Raw genomic sequence first — 18157 nt, 5'->3', positions numbered from 1 at the left:
ATTTAATTTTAAATTACAATTGTCAGCCTTTAAAATGAAAAATATATTACTTTTATTTGCTTTAACTCAAATTCTATTAATTGAATGTTCTTTTGCTCAAGTACCTGGAGAAGAAATTTCAAAAGTTAGTAAAGCTAAGTTGAAAGATTCTTTATATATATTCAAACCAATTGCTCCTTTAATAGATTCAGTAGCTAACCTTAATGCAATCAATTCTGCAAAGTTTTCTTTAGATGTCCTTTTTAGTGGAAGTGGATTGGGCTTTGGAGCTACTTATTCAAAACAATTTGGAAATAAATTTGGAGGATTTATTTCATTAGGAATTTCTGGTTTTAGAAATAAAGATGAATTTGAACAATGGGTTGTTGACCCTATTCAGAATGCTTATGTACTTAAAGTACCTAACAAAATTAATAGGCTTTATAATATACCTTTAACTTTAGGAATAAAATATAGGTTATTAAGTGAAGGAGTTTTAGATAATGTATTCCCTTACTTAAATTCTGGTGTTGGTCCTGGATTAGTTATCAACGTACCGTATGAAGATACTTTCTTTTCAGATTTACCTTATACAAAAATGAATTTTACATTTGGCGGATTTATTGGACTTGGTGCTGATATTGGAAATGTTAACAACCCTACAATAGGAGTTAACTTAAAATATTATTTTATTCCTATAAAGCCAAGTATTGAAAGTATAATAAATGAACCAATTAATGATTTAGGTGGATTTGTAATTACAATGAACATTATTCTTTAATTATATCTGTAAAATTCAAGACTAACAAATAATATATTTTTATGAAAAAAACATTTCTTTTAATTCTTATCAATTTATTTGTAGCATTAAATTTAATTGCTCAGAATAAAGATTTAAAGACCTTCACAACCAAATCATATTCAGTTCAATATCCAAAGAATTGGGAATTCTCGAGCGATAAGATTAATAAAAATTTTTCGACTTTTATGATCAAATCACCATTAGAAAATACATTAGATACTTTTCAAGAAAATATTAATTTAGCTTTTGAAGACTTATCAAAATATAATACAAAAATTGATTTGGATATTTATATTGTTTCTGCTAAAGCAAATATATTGAAGATGTTGCCTGATATAAAAATACTTACAGAAAATAAAGGAATTCTCTCAAAATACGATTCTTACAATATCGAATATACTGGTACTTATGAAAGCTATAAATTAAAATGGAGACAAGTGATAATTCTTAAAAATAAAAAAGTATATATACTAAGTTATACTGCTAATGAAGATAATTTCAATGACTTTTATAATATTACAGATGATATTATAAAATCTTTTGTGTTAAAATAGATTACTTAAAATTGATTAATGGCTAAAATATTATTCTTTGCAATTGCAAGCGAAATTACAGGTATTAATGAAATTAACTTTCAAATTAAGAACGAAATTAATGTTGATAAACTATGGTTAGAATTATCTTTTTTGTTCCCTAAGCTAATTGAATCAAAAAATAATTTTAGAGTTGCAGTAGATATGGTTTATGTAAAAAACGATTTTATTGTAAATGATAATTCCTTGATTGCAATAATCCCACCAGTTTCTGGAGGTTAGTAGAATTGATTATTTTAAAAAACAATTTCCATTTGAAAATTTGAATTGAATTTATTTTTATAAATATTACTTCCCATGTTATAACTATTTATTGACACTTATTGTTACCCAAATTGTAGATAGTAAATCTTAAAAACTTTTAACTTTGTGTTTTTTAATTCTGAATTTAAATAATGATTATTGGAATAATTGGTGGAGGGCAGTTAAGTAAAATGTTTATTGAAGAGGCTAATAGATGGAATGTGAAATGCTTTTATCTTGATCCATCTGCTTACTGTTCAGCATCAATAGTAAATTCAAATGGTATTGTTGGTTCACTCAATGATGAAGAATCAATTAATTTACTTGCTTCTAAATGTGATGTTTTAACATTTGAAATTGAAAACATAAATGTTGAAGCTCTAATAAAGTTAGAAAATTCTGGTAAAAAAATAATCCCTAATGCAACAACATTAAAATTTATAAAAGACAAAGGCTTGCAGAAGTTATTTTATCTAAAAAATAACATTCCAACTTCGGATTTTTTAATATCAGATAATGCTCAAGATTTTTTATCAAAGTATAATTCAATTAAATCAGATAAGTTAGTTGTAAAAACTCGTACTGGCGGATATGATGGGAAAGGAGTAATTATTATTGCTAAAAGTGAAATTGGAATAAATAACATTCCATTTGATGGTGAAAATGTAATTATTGAAGAATGTATTAATTTTACAAAAGAAATATCGGTAATTACTGCAAGAAATCAAAATGGTGATATCTCTGTATTCCCTCCCGTTGAAATGGAATTTGATCCAAAAGGTAATTTAGTTAAGTTTACTTATTGTCCATCTTCTTTAAGTGATATTGTTTCTGAAAAAGTAAAGAACGTTGCTATCGACTCAATTGTTAAAATGAATGGTATTGGACTTTTTGCTGTTGAAATGTTATTAGATGTAAATGATAATGTTTTTGTAAATGAAATTGCTCCAAGACCTCATAATAGCGGACACCATACAATTCAGTGTTGTTATACTTCCCAATATGAACAGTTACTTAGAGTATTACTAAACAAACCATTAGGGAGCACTGAAATTATTAAACCTGGAGTAATGATTAACATTGTTGGTCCTGAAGGTTTTGAAGGTGATTATGAACTTGAAGGAGAAGATAAAGTATTACAAACTAAGGGTGCCTATTTGCACATGTATGGTAAAAAAGTCTCCAGACATTTTAGAAAGTTAGGGCATGTAACTATTATAGATGATGATATTGATTTATTAAAACAAAAATCTCATGAAATTGAAAAGCTCATTAAAGTCATTCAAAAAAAATAATGCTCAAGTTGCAATTATTATGGGGAGTGATAGCGACTTACATGTAATGCAATTAGCCGCACAAATTTTAGATGAGTTTGAAATAAGTTATGAATTAACAATAGTTAGCGCTCATAGAACTCCACAAAGGATGTATGATTTTGCAATAAATGCGTTGGAAAATGGAATAAAAGTTATTATTGCAGGGGCTGGGGGTTCGGCTCATCTACCAGGTATGGTTGCTAGCATTACACCATTACCAGTTATTGGTGTTCCTATAATGACTAAAACTTTAAATGGGGTTGATTCTTTGTATTCTATTGTTCAAATGCCAACTGGAATTCCAGTTGCTACTGTTGCAATAAATGGAGCAGCAAACGCAGGACTTTTAGCCGTGAGAATGCTAGCATTATCTGATGAAAATTTAATACTTAAAATGAAAGATTATCAATTAAATTTAAAAAATACAATTGAATCAAAAGCAAATAAATTAGAAAAATTAGGATATAAAAATTACAAAATTTAATTTTATACAACTCAATTAACATCTAATTGTTAGTTGATATGCAGCAATCCCAAAAGCTACTGCCACATTTAACGAATGCTTAACTCCTAACATTGGAATTTCAATTGCAGAATTACATAATTTTAATGCTTCTTCACTTACCCCAGAAATCTCATTCCCTGCAATAAATGCTAACGGATATTCAATTTTATTTGAATCTTTAACTGAATCAATTTTACTAATATCTATACTTGAATCGGTTTGCTCAAGAGCATAAACTTTAAAGCCCTCACTTTTAAGTTTAATAATTGCTTCACAGATATTATTATAATATTCATATGGAACTGAAAGATCTGCACCCAAAGCAGTTTTAGATATTTCCTTAAGCGGAGGTGATGGTGTGTAACCAGTTAATATGAGTTTTTTGAGTAACATTGAGTCTGCTGTTCTGAAACATGAACCAACATTATACAAAGATCTAATATTCTCTAATATCCCAATAACTGGCTTTCTTACGGTCTCTAAGGCATCTTTAGGTGATAACCTTTGAGTTAATAAATCTTCATAAGTTAATTTAATCATTCATATAACCAATATATAAGTTACTTTAAAAATGGGTTAGATTCTCTTTCAATTCCTATTGTTGTGCGGTCGCCATGACCTGAAAGAACTAATACTTTATCCTCAAGTTTGAGGAGTTTATCTTTAATAGAATTAATTAAAGTATCATAATCTCCACCAGGCAAATCAGTTCTTCCAATTGAGTTTTGAAAAAGAACATCACCTCCAAACAAAATTTTTCTTTCGTTATCATAAAAGCAAATACTTCCTTCAGTATGCCCAGGAGTATGCATTAATTTCAAATTTATATTTCCAAAAGAAAGTTCATCGCCATCCTCAATCAAATCAAATTTTGTTACAGGAGGAATATCAAAAGGTAATTCCCAAATGGTATGTTTCATCGGTTCAATTAGCCTATACGAATCTAAGTTGTGAATATATGTTTTCATATTAGGATACAGCAATTGCAACTTTTGAGCATCACCAATATGATCCCAATGGGAATGAGTTAATAGTAATGCAGAAGGGAAGGAATTGTAATCTGAAAGCTGAGAACAAAGCTTCAAAACCATATCTAAAGGAGCATCAATTATAACAGATGTATTTGTTTCTTCTTCATATAAAAGGTATCCATTTGTGTCAACAGGACCAGTTTCATACGTGTGTATTTTGATTGGCATATTTTAAAAAATGTTAAAAGATAACACTATATTTTTTATTGCAAAAATAAGTATTGTGAATAGAATTAATCATTGAAAACAAATTTGAGGATATAGAATTTGAATTCATATTTTATAAAAATTAATTTTAATAATTGAAAATTTGAAATTACAAAAAATTATTAAAAAAACCGAAACCTATGATATTAACAAAGGTTTCGGTTAAAAGAAATAAGATAAATAAAATAAATACAATTTGAAAATTTTTCAATCTTCAGAATTAAGATTATTATATTTATATATTGAAAAAAAAAGTAAATATAATATTTGGAAATAAATAGAAAAATGATTTTAAATAATCACAAATATATAAAATAAAAAAAACCGAAACCCCTGTTTTTAACAAAAGTTTCGGTTATAAAAAATTAGAATATTTATATAAAATAACTAACTAAGCATCAATAGGTTTTTTACCACTTTTTTCAATAACTTCAAGAGCAACACTTTTTGGTACTTCAGCATAATGATCAAAAGTCATTGCATAAATAGCACGACCTTGAGTTGCAGAACGTAGGGTTGTTGAGTAACCAAACATTTCAGCTAAAGGAACCATTGCTTTAATAACTTGAGCATCACCACGATTATTCATACCTTCAATTCTACCACGACGACTAGATAAATCACCCATTACATCACCCATATATTCTTCAGGAGTAACAACTTCAACTGAAACAATAGGTTCAAGAATTACAGGGCTTCCTTTTTTGCTAGCCTCTTTAAGAGCCATTGAAGCTGCAATCTTAAATGCCATTTCAGATGAATCTACATCATGGTAAGAACCAAAATGCAATCTAGCTTTTATATCAACAACTGGGTAACCAGCTAACACACCATTACGCATTGCTTCAATAAGCCCTTGTTCAATTGGCTTAATATATTCCTTAGGAATTGATCCACCAACTATTTCAGATTTGAATTCAAAACCTTTTCCTGGTTCATTTGGAGTAAACTCAATTACAACGTGACCATATTGACCTTTACCACCAGATTGACGAACAAATTTAGTATCTTGGTTAATTGTTTTGCGGATAGTTTCTCTATATGCAACTTGTGGCTTACCAACATTAGCTTCCACATTGAACTCACGTCTAATACGGTCAACTAAAATTTCAAGGTGAAGTTCACCCATACCAGCAATGATTGTTTGCCCAGTTTCATCATCAACACTTACTCTAAATGTAGGGTCTTCTTCTGCAAGTTTAATCAAAGCATCGCCAAGTTTATCTTGATCTGCTTTAGTTTTAGGTTCAATTGATTGTGAAATTACAGGTTGAGGGAAAATCATTTTCTCAAGTACAATTGGATTTTCCTCAGCACATAAAGTTTCACCAGTTTTTGTATCTTTTAAACCAACAATTGCAACTATATCTCCAGTATAAACCTCATCAATATCTTCACGGTGGTTAGCATGCATTTGAACTAAACGGCCTACTCTTTCACGTTTATTACTAACTGAATTAAATACATAAGAACCAGATTTTAAAAAGCCTGAATAAACTCTACAGAAAGTTAATCTACCAACGAATTTATCTGTAATAATTTTAAATGCCAACCCCGAAAATTTTTCTTCATCATTTGGCAAACGTTCAACATGTTCTTCTGTTTCATAATCATGACCAGGAGTAGGTCCAACATCAACTGGAGATGGCATGAATTCGATAACAGAATCTAACAATTGCTGTACACCTTTGTTTTTGAAAGATGAACCTAATAGAACTGGAACAATTTTTACTTCTAAAGTTGCTTTTCTAAGTGCATTCTTTACTTCTTCATGAGTAAGTTCTTCACCATTCAAATATTTTTTCTAACAATGTATCATCAACTTCAGCTACAGCTTCAAACATTTTTGTTCTATACTCTTTTGAAATCTCTAACATATCGTGAGGAATATCAATTACATCCCATTTCATTCCCTGAGTTGAATCATCAAAAATATATGCTTTCATATCCATTAAATCAATAATACCACGAAACATATCCCCCTGACCAACTGGTAATTGAACTGGAATAGCATTTGCACCAAGCCTTTCACGTATCATTTCAACAACTCTTATAAAATCTGCACCAACACGATCCATTTTATTTACAAATGCAATTCTAGGAACCATATATTTGTCTGCTTGCCTCCAAACTGTTTCTGATTGAGGCTCAACTCCACCCACTGAACAAAATAATGCTACTGCACCATCAAGAACGCGAAGTGAACGTTCAACTTCAATAGTAAAATCAACGTGACCTGGAGTATCAATAATATTGATACGGTGTTCCTTGAATTGAGTTTCAGAACCAGACCAAAAGGCAGTAGTTGCAGCAGAAGTAATAGTAATACCTCTTTCTTGTTCTTGTTCCATATAATCCATAGTAGCAGCTCCATCATGAACTTCACCTATTCTATGAAGTTTACCTGTATAAAAAAGTATACGCTCAGTTGTTGTAGTTTTTCCTGCATCAATGTGCGCCATGATGCCTATATTTCTCATTCTATCTAAAGGAGTCTTGCGTGCCATTTAACTAAATTGAATTATTGAAAATTAATTTGATTGAAAGAATTTTATATTAAAAATGTTCAGTTTTTAGTATGTTCTAAAAAATGCAATGGTCAGACAAAAATGCCTGACCTTTACAAGATATATCTATTGAAAAAATTATTAGGCTTTATTACAACATGAAGTTTATTTGTTACAAAATAAAAATTCAAAAAAGTCTAGTAATGTATCGATTTAATTACCATTTAAAATGAGCGAAAGCCTTATTTGCTTCAGCCATTCTATGTGTATCTTCGCGTTTTTTAACAGATGAACCTTCACCGTTAGAAGCAGAAATTAATTCATTTGCTAATTTGTTAGTCATCCCTTTTTCACGGCGGTCACCAGCAAAACGGATAATCCAACGAATTCCCAAAGTTTGTCTTCTTTCTGGACGAACATCCATAGGAACTTGGTAAGTTGCTCCACCAACACGACGAGAACGAACTTCTAAAGCAGGTGAAACATTTGAAAGTGCTTTTTTCAAAACTTCTAATGGTTCATTTCCTGTTTTTTCAGCAACAATATCTAAAGCACCATAAAGAACTTTACGGGCTGCATTTTTTCTACCTTGATATAATAACCCGTTTATAAACTTAGTTACAACAAGATCGTTAAATCTTGGGTCAGGTGTTACTATCCTTTTTTCTGCACGTTTCTTTCTCATTATGTATAAATGTATCTAAAATTAAATTCTTAAAAAATTCTTAATAAAATTATGTGAACTTACTTTCAAGTTAGTTAGTAATATTCAAAAAAAAATAATTCCCTTATTGATATAGCAATTTATTATGCTTTTTAAGGTCTTTTAGCTCCGTATTTAGATCTACTCTGCTTACGATTAGCAACTCCTTGAGTGTCTAAAGCCCCACGAACAATATGGTAACGAACTCCTGGAAGATCTTTAACACGACCACCACGAATAAGAACGATAGAGTGTTCTTGAAGATTATGACCTTCTCCTGGAATGTATGCAATTACTTCAAACTTACTAGTTAAACGTACTTTTGCAACTTTTCTTAAAGCTGAATTTGGTTTTTTTGGAGTAGTAGTATAAACACGTGTACAAACCCCTCTTCTTTGAGGACAAGATACTAAAGCCGGAGAAGAACTCTTGTATGGCTTATTAATACGCCCTTTGCGGACTAATTGGTTAATCGTTGGCACTTTTACTTATATATTAATTCTTGAAAATTAGACTTCTTTTAAAATTGAGAACTGCAAATATAGGGAAGTCAGTATTTATGACAATAAAATTATTTATATAAAATGAAAAAAATAGTAAATAAGGATTTGCTAGTTGTTGAATTTTGCAACTAGTTCATTAAATAATCTAAAAATAATCTAATAGCTGATTTTTATAACGAGTTTTAAGTTTGAAAATTAATTGATGAAAAGAAATAAAATTAAACATTTTACTTTATTTGATTTGTTTAAAACTTGGTTTGATATAAATTCAAAATCATTTCTATTAATCCCTAAAGTATAAAGCATTGGACTTACTAGAAATTATTATTCAATTATAATTATTAATTTAAATTTAGAAATAATTAATTTAGATAAGTGTAACTTTGCTTTTATAATTGTGTCAACCCTTTATAAAATTTCATTTTATGATTGAAAATAACATTTTTCAAGAAATACTTCTGAAATAATACCAGAAATTATCTATTAACTTTAAACATATATTTTTCACTTTTTATGATTTCTACTAGACTATCTAGATTACCATTTATGGTAATTATTTTTATGATGTTATTTGTAGTGATATCAAATAATGCCTTTTCTCAACCAAAAGTTATTGGCACCCCAAATGAATATGCTATGGGGAAGGTTTTTGTAATTGCTATTCCTGATTCAACAACAGCTACAAATGCAGATCCTGGTGCTTTTAATTTAGTACCTGGTGATGAGGCATGGGTTTATGTATATTCTGCTGTTGCAAATAAAATAGTTGTTTCTATTCCTGGAGGAGCATCTAGGAAATTTGATTTAGAAGCTGGTAAATTTAAACAAGTAGAAATTATGGCTTCAACATACAAAGTAACTAATCCAATTGTTACTGAAAGTGGAGTTATAAAAGATGCAGCAATGAGAATTGAAGCCGAACAGCCAATTCTTTGTTATGTTTATATTAATTTATCACAGTGTGCAGAAATGTACACAGCTATTCCTGTTGAGGCTTGGGGTACTGATTATAATGTAGCAAGTGTAGCTGGTGAAAGTGTTAAAAATACAGCAATTGAAGGGACTACTATTGCAACTACAAATAACCCTGCTGGTGGGCAAGCATTAATTATAGCAGCACACGATAATACTGTTGTAGCTTTTTTACCTGCTTGTCAGTTAGATCCTGACCCAATTGGTGGTTATTCAGTAACTTTAAATGCAAACCAAGTTTTCCTTTTAAGATCAGACATAGATTCTTTGACTGATGGTAAGTTTGATTTATCTGGTACTAATATAATTTCAAGTAAACCAATCAATGTAATATCTGGTGCAAGTAGAGCAAGAATTGATTATGATCAATCTGTAATTACAGGCAATACATGCAGAAACTATCTAATGGAAGCTTTATCACCAAATGATGCTCAAGGTACAGAATTCGTTTATTTGCCAACTTTAGATGGAAGGCAACCAACTGGAGCAAGAGAAAACGGAAAAAGAAATTATGAATATGTAAGAGTATATGGCACTACACCAGATGTTACAACAAATGGAACTTTCCTTGATGCAATAACTGGTGCACCTACAAACTTTTCAGTTCAAAAAAATAATGTTACTGTCATGAATACATTAAAGTTTGTTCCTCAAAGAGGAAGATATATTGAAACTAATGTACCATCTCAAGTTGTTAAATTTTGCCCTGGTGTTAGTGATTATGATCCAAATGCAAAAATTGATAGAAGAGCTGGAAGATTCCCTCCAAATGGGAATCCAAGCACTACAGTGCCTGCACAAGCATCAAAAAACTGGGCTTCTTATATGGTTAACTTAGTTCCAAGAGAGCAGTGGGTTTCTTTTGCACCATTTTATGTTCCAACTGGACCTAGAACAGATATTAATAATTATTATGGAATTGTTACTGATACATCAAATATAGGAAAAATTAAAACCGAACAAGGTACAGTAATTATTTTTAATAAGTTTATTCCTGGAACTAGGTTTGTTTGGGCAATGAATAATGTTAATGTTGGTCCACATTATTTTGAATCAACTAATGGTGGCAAATTTTATGCTGAGATTTTTGGGTTAACAAGCCCAGATGATCCAAGTGAAGTATATATTCCAGGTACAACTTCAGATCCTCCAGAATATGATGAAACACCTCAAGTTGCTTATGGTTATCCAGCTGCACCAAACAGATTTGCGTATAGAAGAGAAGATACTTTAAACAAGAAATTAAGAAAAGACTTAAAATTAGGATATGGAGACTCATTAGCCTTAAGAATGAGTGACACTTTAGTTTTTAGAGAAAAATGGAATGTGCTAATGATACATTAGAGGTTCAAGTAATTAATACTGCTCAAACTGAAACTTATGTTGGTTTAAGATCAATAGAATTATCGAATCCAATAAATGCAAAAATTAATTATTTAAATCCAACAATTGCAATAGATATAGCAGGAAGCACAATTGCAAAAGTTGCAGTTGTTCCAATTGATATTTCTAAAGATGCATCAGCAACAATTGTTATAAAGGATAGAAGTGGAAAAAAATGGACAAGACCATATAGTTATCAAAGAGAATATGTAGATTTTGCTCCTATAGCTTTAGACTTTGGAACTGTTTCATTTGGAGAAGCTTCAAATACATTAGATGTAACAGTTACTAATCCACTTCAAAAAAATGTAAACATATCGCAAATTCAATTCGAGAAAAATAATCAAGGGTACGAAGTTATAAATATGCCTAAGCTTCCTTTAGCATTAAAGCCATTAGAACAATTTGTATTGAAAATTAGAATTGATCCTAAAATTGAAAATGGAGTGTTAACTGATTTCTTAAATATAAAGGTGGTTGTGCTGATTTGAAGTTACCTTTAAAGGCAACATCAATAAAAACATGTATTTATGTAGATGATATATTCTTCCCAACAATGGAGATTGGTCAAACCAAAACTGCTAAGTTAAATATCTGTTGTAGAGAAGGAAGATTAACATTTAGTAATCCAAAAATTTTAGAAATAGTTACATGGGCAGATAAAACATTTAAATTAGATCCGTTAGAAATTGCTGCACTTAAAAACGTTATTTTAAAAGCTGATAGCTGTGTTCAATTAAATGTAAGTTATACTGCAACTGCAATTGGAGAGTTTAAAACAGTAGCTAATGTATTCTCAAATGCAATATCATGTTATAAAGATTCTTCAAATATTAGCGCATTAGTTCGTGAGCCAGGAAAACCTTTAGCAAGAATAACTGGTTATGATTTTGGAAAACAATGGGTTATAAATTCTAATACATGTACTAAAAATAAATTAAATCAATATGTGTATGATATTTATGTGAATAATGAAGGAGGAGCTAACTTCACAGTTAAAAGTTTAGTACTAACTGGTAAAGATGCTGATGATGGTTATTTTGCATTAGGAGTTAATCCTGCTGTTACTCCAGGATTGAAAGTATTTTATGGAGATTCTGTATCATCTAGAAAATTCCAACAAATTATTTTCAAACCGAAAGATGAGAGATTCTATACTTGCAAAGTTGTTTTAACTACTGAAGAAGGTCAAGTACGTGAAGCTGAAATTAAAGGTGAAGGGACTGAATCTCATATTCAAGTGAGTGATAAAGACTGGGGTGTTCTACAATATGTTAATGTACCATATCCTGATGGAGTATCTGTTAAAGGATTAAAGACACGTAGAACTACTGTTACTGGTTTAACATTAACTGGAGATCCTGAATTTACATTTGGCGTTGGATTTGTTTTACCTTCAGATAAAAATCCTAAAATTTTGGATATTGATGAAGATTGGATTGTTCCAATACAATTTAAAGCAACTTTTGATGGAGTTAAAACTTCTCAACTTTGTGTAATTTCAGATCATTCAAAATGTGATGATTCTTGTGCAACTCTTAAAGCAACAATTGGTAAAGACCCAGTATTTAATGCTGGTATTACTCCTGTAACTTTTAGAACAATTTTATCTTGTAATTCAGATACTAATTTTGTTCTTGTTACAAATACTGGAGATCAAGATTTATTGTTAAAAGAATATTCTATGAATCCAATAACATCAGCTTTTGGTGTTGTTCAGCCTTTTGCTCCAATTCAAATAAAAGTTAATGGTCAAGGAAGATTGCCAGTATATTTTAATCCTTTAAAATCAGGAGATGATTCTGCAACAATAAATATAGTTTTATATGATGCAGCTGGAACAAAAATTATTAAAAACTTGTCAACTAAATTGTATGGTAAGTCAATTGATGCAGTAACCAATTCAAGTATGAGAAGAGATTATTTTAATAAGCCACCTACTGGTCAATTGGCAATGCCAATTAATCTTGATAAGTCAATTGACGAAGCAAAAATTACAAGCTTAACAATTGCTTTAAATTATGGTTTGAATACAATTGCACTTTCTAATGGTACAGATGGTACTAAAGCAACTTTAGTACAAAATACAATTATTAAAAATTGGACTCCTAAAATTACTAAAAATGTTCAAACTCAAGGTACTGGTGGTTTCTTTGAAGTAGAATTGACTGCTCCTGCTGGAGAATATCTAAAAGGAACTGGTCCTTTATTGAACCTAGATTTTGGATTGTTCTTAGGGGATAAAGATACAAATCAAGTCTTCTATACTATTACACCTACATTTAATAAATGTGTTGTGTTTAATACTACACCTGGATTTGTTCAAGTAGATTCAGTATGTGGATCAAGAATTAGGGTAATGGAGTTAACTGGTGCAGTTTATGCCTTAAAACAAAACTCTCCAAATCCTTTTAATCCATCTACAGATATTGATTTTAGTTTAGGATTAGATGGTAAAACTTCAATTGACATTTATAATGAAGCAGGTGCTAAAGTTGCATCATTAGTTAATCAACATTTGAACTCTGGAACTTATAGAGTAACTTGGGATGCAGCTTCTTTCCCAACAGGATTGTATTATTACAGATTAACTTCTGGTACTTGGTCACAAACTAATGCAATGATGCTTCAAAAGTAATTTTAGTTTAGAATTGTTTTTTATTCAAACGGTCTGTTTTCTATCTTAAATAGAAGACAGACCATTTTTATTTGTTAATAAAAATTTAATTTTTATTAAAGAAAAATGTCCGAAATTTGTAACAGATTCTAATTGTGAGGCAATTTCTTTTTATCTCGAAGAATTTAAAATCTCAAATCTTTCTTTTTTTATTTCTAACATTTGATTCTTTTACAAGAAAAATACTTCTATAGTATTGGTATTGCCTTATGCTTAGCCATTACTTTTGTTTCTTGCGTTTCTGAAAATAATCAGAAAGCAAGTAGTGATAAAGGATCGAAATATGGAGGTACTTTTAGGGTAAATGAGGTTCAAGAAATTCGTACATTAGATCCTGCAAAATTAATTGATGCTCCGTCTCATCATGTTCTTCACCAAATTGGAGAATTACTTCTTGATTTAGATTCAAGTTTAAAATTAACACCTGAACTAGCCGAATCTTGGGAGACAAGCCCAGATGGCTTGACATATACTTACCATCTTAGAAAAGGGGTTATGTTTCATAATAACCCTTGCTTTCCAAATAGCAAAGGTAGAGAAATGAAATCTTCAGATGTTAAATACAGTTTTGATAGAATACTTGATTTAAGAGAAGGTGCTGCAAATGCAACATATTTTAGAGATAAAGTTAAAGGAGCAATCGACTATTATAAATCCACAGAAAACTTACCATACGATTCTACACCAAAAGTAAAAGGTGTAAGCGGCTTCCGAGTTGTTGATGATTATACATTCGCAATTGATTTAATAAAACCTTTTGCACCATTCAAATATTATGTTGTGAATGGTGGTTGTTATGTTTATCCAAAAGAAGCCGTTCAAAAATATGGTAAAGATTTTTTTAAGAATTTTGTTGGTACAGGTCCTTTTGAATTAGATCATTGGGTTCCTCAACAAGAGTTGTTATTAAAGAAAAACCAAAGCTATTGGGGGAAAGATTCCAAAGGAGGAGCTCTTCCATATTTGAATGAATTGAAATGGCTTTTTATTAAAGATGAAAAACAACAGATTAATGAGTTTAAACTAGGAAATCTTGAGGAATCATATCGTATACCAACTGAATTTTTTAAAAGTGTTGTTGGAGATGATGGAAAATTAACAGCAGATTGGTCAGGTTTTATTTTACATCGTGTTCCAGCTCTATCTACACAATATTATGGAATGTTATGCACATCAGATATTTTTAAAGATAAAAGAATCCGTCAGGCATTTAATTATTCTGTAGATCGTGATAGAATTATAAGATATGTACTTCAAGGTCAAGCAGCTGGTTCTGCTGTTCATGGACTTGTTCCTGCTTCAATGCCTAATTATAATGCTAATTCAATTAAAGGATATGTATATGATTTAGATAAAGCAAGAGCTTTACTTACCGAAGCTGGTTATCCGAATGGGCAAGATTTTCCAGAAGTTACATTAAATTTAAACGCAGGTGGTGGTAGAAATGAATTAGTTGCTGAAGCAATTCAAGAAATGATTTCAAAAGGTTTGGGGATTAAAATAAAAATGAAAGTACTAGAATGGCTCAACATCAAGAATTGATAGAATCAGGGAAAGCACCATTTTTAGATTAGCTTGGGTAGCAGATTATCCAGAACCTGAGAATTTTTTAAATTTATTTTATAGTAAAACTATACCTGCTTCAGGTCCTTCTTTTGTTAACTCAACTAGATATAAGAATCCTAAATTTGATGAATTGTTTGAAAAAGCTCTAAATGAACTTGATGATATTAAGAGATATGAATTGTATGCTGAAGCAGAACAATCTGCAGTTGATGATGCACCAATGCTTTGGATATTTCATGATTTAGATTTCAGATTAGTTCAAAAATATGTTCGAGATTACCCTTCAAATCCAATGGATAGAAGGGATTACAAAACTGTATGGTTCGACAATAATTAAATTGTTTTTTTTGTCATTTATATATATTTTAATAATTGTTACTAGTAATTTGGTTTTATGTTTTAAGTGAATTTAAATAAAAAATTTTTGATAAATATCCATAGAATATCACTTTTTTTAGTTGTTTGTTTGTTACTTCCTTCGTGTTCAAAGGAAGCACCTAGAAGTGCAAGTAATGCATTCTATTATAATGAAAGTGATGGACTAAATACTTTAGACCCTGCAAGAATTGGGGCTCGAGCTCCTTGGTGGATAGGTTCTCAAATTTTTACAGGTTTAGTTGGTTTGGATGATAATTTGAATACTAAACCCCTTATTGCAAAAAGTTGGGAAGTAAGTACTGATGGATTAGTTTGGACTTTTAATTTAAGAAGTGATGTAAAATTTGCTGATGATGATTGTTTTCAAAATAAAAAAGGAAGAAAGTTAACTGCAGCAGATATAAAATATAGTTTTGAAAGGATTTGCAATCCAACTAGTTCATCAACTGGGTTTTGGATATTTAGGGGTAAAGTTAAAGGTGCTGATGAATTTTATAAAGGATTAGAAGACAAAAAAATTGATTCACCAAAAGAGGTTACAGGATTTGAAGTTGTAAATGATTCTGTTTTTAAAATAACGCTTGTAGTTCCTTTTGCACCTTTTTTATCTATGTTGTCAATTCCTTATGCATACATTGTTCCTATAGAAGCTATTGAAAAATATGGACAAGATTTTCAAAAGCACCCAGTTGGAGCAGGACCTTTTGTTTTAATTTCTTGGAAACCAGATGAAATTTTAGTTTTAAAGAAAAACTCAAATTATTACGAGAAAGATAGTCAAAATAACCAACTTCCTTACTTAGATTCGGTTGTTGTTACTTTCATTAAAGATTCCAAAACTGAGTTCTTAGAGTTTTCTCAAGGAAAATTTGATATGGTTTCTAATTTAGATCCAACTTTAGCTGATGTTGTTTTTGATAAATCTGGGAAAAATTTATCAGGTGAATATATGAAATATCATCTACATTTAAAGCCAGCATTGAGTGTAGAGTATTATGGATTTAATTTAGATGAAAGTACTATTGGTGGAAAAGGATCTTTGTTAGCTACGAATAAATATTTAAGAAAAGCAATAAATTGGGGGATAGATAGAAAATCAATTATAGATTATGTATTAAAAGGAAAAGCTATAGAAGCTAATTATGGTCCTATTCCTCCAGGTACTCCAGGTTTTGCTGGCGTTGTTGGTTATATGTTTGATAAGGAAAGGGCATTGAAATATCTTGATTCTGCAGGATTTCCAAATGGTAAAGGTTTGCCAGAGTTTACTTTGCAAATAGGTCAAAATGAAAAGAGTGCTTCTATTGCTGAAACTATACAAGATCAATTAAAGAAAATAGGAATTAAAATAAAACTTGTTCAAGTTGATTTTCCACAACATCGTGAAATGATTTTAGATGGAAAACTACCATTCTGGAGAACAAGTTGGATTGCAGATTATCCAGATGCTGAAAATTTTATGGCTCTATTTTATAGTCCGAATAAGGCACCACAAGGTCCTAACACAACTCATTATTCAAATAAAACAGTTGATTCGTTATATAAATTAGCTTTAAATCCAAATTTGAAAAAAGAGGAACGCATGGTCTATTATGCTCGTGCTGAACGAGTTCTTTTAGATGATGCACCTTGGGTATTTTTATATTATAGTATTATTCAACGCATCACTCAGCCAAATCTCTCTGGCTATAGTGTTGATGCTCTTGATAGATTATCATTAACAAGAGTTAAAAAGGTTGCTCAGTTAGATGGTATCAATAAAGTAAAGTAATTTCAACAATATGAATTTCATGTAAAATTGAATTTGTTTATTTACTAACTTTATTAATTTTTCTCTCATCAATAATTAAAACCTGTTATTTTTTATTATGACAAGATTTTCTCTCTCAAAATCTCTTGCTCAATGTTTTTTAACATTGACATTTATTGTAGTACCATTTTTAAATGATAATTCTTCAACGCTTTATGCAAATGTTATTCGTAAAGCAAAACGTGGAAATGCTATTTCTGCTATGGAGAATTCGAAAAGAATGTTAGCTAAGAAGTTACCTGATATTGCAATTTTAGCTGGACTTAATCTAGCAGATTACAAAAATCTTGAAGTTGAAAATTTAAGTGGTGGGGAATATCCAGACCCAACCAAATCTCATTTAATTGAAAAGGTTTCAATTAATAAATATAATGAGGATTCTTTTGAAGATGAAGCAAATTTAGAAGAACAAGAAAACAATGAAAATGTTGTAGAAGATACTGAGTATATGAAATCTGAATTTTTAGGTTTCTTATCAACTATGTCTCCACAAAAAAGTTTTCAGGATAATATACTTTTTAATAATCATTCTGAAGGTCTAATTAAAACTGTTATGAACTGGTTAGGAACACGCTATAGATATGGTGGTATGGGAAGAAATGGGATTGATTGTTCTGCTTATACAGGTACTGTTTTCCGTGCTATTGGTGTTAATCTTCCAAGAACTGCTAGAATGCAATATAATGTTGGCTCAACTATTAGCCGTGAAAATTTACAATATGGTGATTTGATTTTCTTTAATACTCGTGGAGGGGTTTCTCATGTTGGCATTTATTTAGGGAATGATTTGTTTACTCATTCATCAAGCAGATATGGAGTTACAGTTTCAGAATTAACTGCAAGTTATTATTCAGCTCGATATATTGGTGGAAGAAGAGTGACTAGCTTTTCAGAAAATATTTCAAGTAACTAGTTGTACAAATTAGATAACATTATTTCTAAAAAATTATTTCAAATGTAACCTCTAAGCATTAACTATAAA

The 18157-nt window shown here is 30.3% G+C and carries 16 protein-coding genes and 1 pseudogene; 12 read left to right on the top strand and 5 right to left on the bottom strand.

Annotation, left to right across the window (positions count from 1 at the left end):
* The first annotated feature begins 34 nt into the window (after positions 1-34).
* From IPP08_10475 to purE, 5 genes are all read left to right on the top strand, one after another.
* Complete coding sequence (locus IPP08_10475; protein ID QQS66180.1) at positions 35-760, top strand: hypothetical protein; 726 nt, start codon at positions 35-37, stop codon at positions 758-760.
* Between the two features lie 41 nt (positions 761-801).
* Positions 802-1335: a hypothetical protein gene (locus IPP08_10470; GenBank protein ID QQS66179.1), complete on the top strand. Its 534-nt coding sequence runs from the start codon at positions 802-804 to the stop codon at positions 1333-1335.
* Positions 1336-1353: 18 nt separating this feature from the next.
* Complete coding sequence (locus IPP08_10465; GenBank protein QQS66178.1) at positions 1354-1596, top strand: MoaD/ThiS family protein; 243 nt, start codon at positions 1354-1356, stop codon at positions 1594-1596.
* Positions 1597-1769: 173 nt separating this feature from the next.
* On the top strand, positions 1770-2912 hold the full coding sequence (locus IPP08_10460; GenBank protein QQS66177.1) for a 5-(carboxyamino)imidazole ribonucleotide synthase: 1143 nt from the start codon (positions 1770-1772) through the stop codon (positions 2910-2912).
* Positions 2872-3417, top strand: a complete 546-nt coding sequence (gene purE, locus IPP08_10455; protein ID QQS66176.1) for a 5-(carboxyamino)imidazole ribonucleotide mutase — start codon at positions 2872-2874, stop codon at positions 3415-3417. Before IPP08_10460 ends, purE begins: the two co-directional genes overlap by 41 nt.
* Positions 3418-3432: 15 nt before the next feature.
* Here purE and IPP08_10450 read toward each other — a convergent pair whose 3' ends face one another.
* The 5 genes and pseudogenes from IPP08_10450 to IPP08_10430 all read right to left on the bottom strand — a co-directional run bounded on the left by IPP08_10450 (position 3433) and on the right by IPP08_10430 (position 8368).
* Entirely contained in the window at positions 3433-3978 is a 546-nt protein-coding gene (locus IPP08_10450; protein ID QQS66175.1) for a TrmH family RNA methyltransferase, read from the bottom strand.
* Positions 3979-3998: 20 nt separating this feature from the next.
* Positions 3999-4637, bottom strand: a complete 639-nt coding sequence (locus IPP08_10445; protein ID QQS66174.1) for an MBL fold metallo-hydrolase — start codon at positions 4635-4637, stop codon at positions 3999-4001.
* Between the two features lie 430 nt (positions 4638-5067).
* Positions 5068-7183 (bottom strand): annotated as a pseudogene (gene fusA / locus IPP08_10440) (elongation factor G).
* A 217-nt stretch (positions 7184-7400) separates the two neighbouring features.
* Complete coding sequence (gene rpsG, locus IPP08_10435) at positions 7401-7868, bottom strand: 30S ribosomal protein S7 (protein QQS66173.1); 468 nt, start codon at positions 7866-7868, stop codon at positions 7401-7403.
* A gap of 131 nt (positions 7869-7999) precedes the next feature.
* Complete coding sequence (locus IPP08_10430; GenBank protein ID QQS66172.1) at positions 8000-8368, bottom strand: 30S ribosomal protein S12; 369 nt, start codon at positions 8366-8368, stop codon at positions 8000-8002.
* Between the two features lie 534 nt (positions 8369-8902).
* Between IPP08_10430 and IPP08_10425 the strand changes: the two genes are divergently transcribed.
* The 7 genes from IPP08_10425 (at position 8903) to IPP08_10395 (ending at position 18088) form a co-directional block, all read left to right on the top strand.
* Positions 8903-10705: an IgGFc-binding protein gene (locus tag IPP08_10425; GenBank protein ID QQS66171.1), complete on the top strand. Its 1803-nt coding sequence runs from the start codon at positions 8903-8905 to the stop codon at positions 10703-10705.
* Positions 10681-11235, top strand: coding sequence for a hypothetical protein (locus IPP08_10420; protein QQS66170.1), 555 nt, complete (start codon positions 10681-10683; stop codon positions 11233-11235). Before IPP08_10425 ends, IPP08_10420 begins: the two co-directional genes overlap by 25 nt.
* Complete coding sequence (locus tag IPP08_10415) at positions 11232-13382, top strand: T9SS type A sorting domain-containing protein (GenBank protein QQS66169.1); 2151 nt, start codon at positions 11232-11234, stop codon at positions 13380-13382. The genes IPP08_10420 and IPP08_10415 overlap by 4 nt, the downstream gene beginning before the upstream one ends.
* A gap of 201 nt (positions 13383-13583) precedes the next feature.
* Positions 13584-14963: an ABC transporter substrate-binding protein gene (locus IPP08_10410; GenBank protein ID QQS66168.1), complete on the top strand. Its 1380-nt coding sequence runs from the start codon at positions 13584-13586 to the stop codon at positions 14961-14963.
* A 154-nt stretch (positions 14964-15117) separates the two neighbouring features.
* Positions 15118-15324, top strand: coding sequence for a hypothetical protein (locus tag IPP08_10405; protein QQS66167.1), 207 nt, complete (start codon positions 15118-15120; stop codon positions 15322-15324).
* 87 nt (positions 15325-15411) lie between these two features.
* Positions 15412-17136, top strand: coding sequence for an ABC transporter substrate-binding protein (locus IPP08_10400; GenBank protein QQS66166.1), 1725 nt, complete (start codon positions 15412-15414; stop codon positions 17134-17136).
* A gap of 97 nt (positions 17137-17233) precedes the next feature.
* Positions 17234-18088: a C40 family peptidase gene (locus IPP08_10395; GenBank protein QQS66165.1), complete on the top strand. Its 855-nt coding sequence runs from the start codon at positions 17234-17236 to the stop codon at positions 18086-18088.
* The last annotated feature ends 69 nt before the right edge of the window (positions 18089-18157 follow it).

The organism is Chlorobiota bacterium (genome assembly GCA_016700335.1).
In the GTDB taxonomy this organism is placed as follows: Bacteria; Bacteroidota; Ignavibacteria; order OLB7; family OLB7.
The sequence above is the reverse complement of the archived record's forward strand: the minus strand, read 5'-3'. Positions and strand labels throughout refer to the sequence as shown.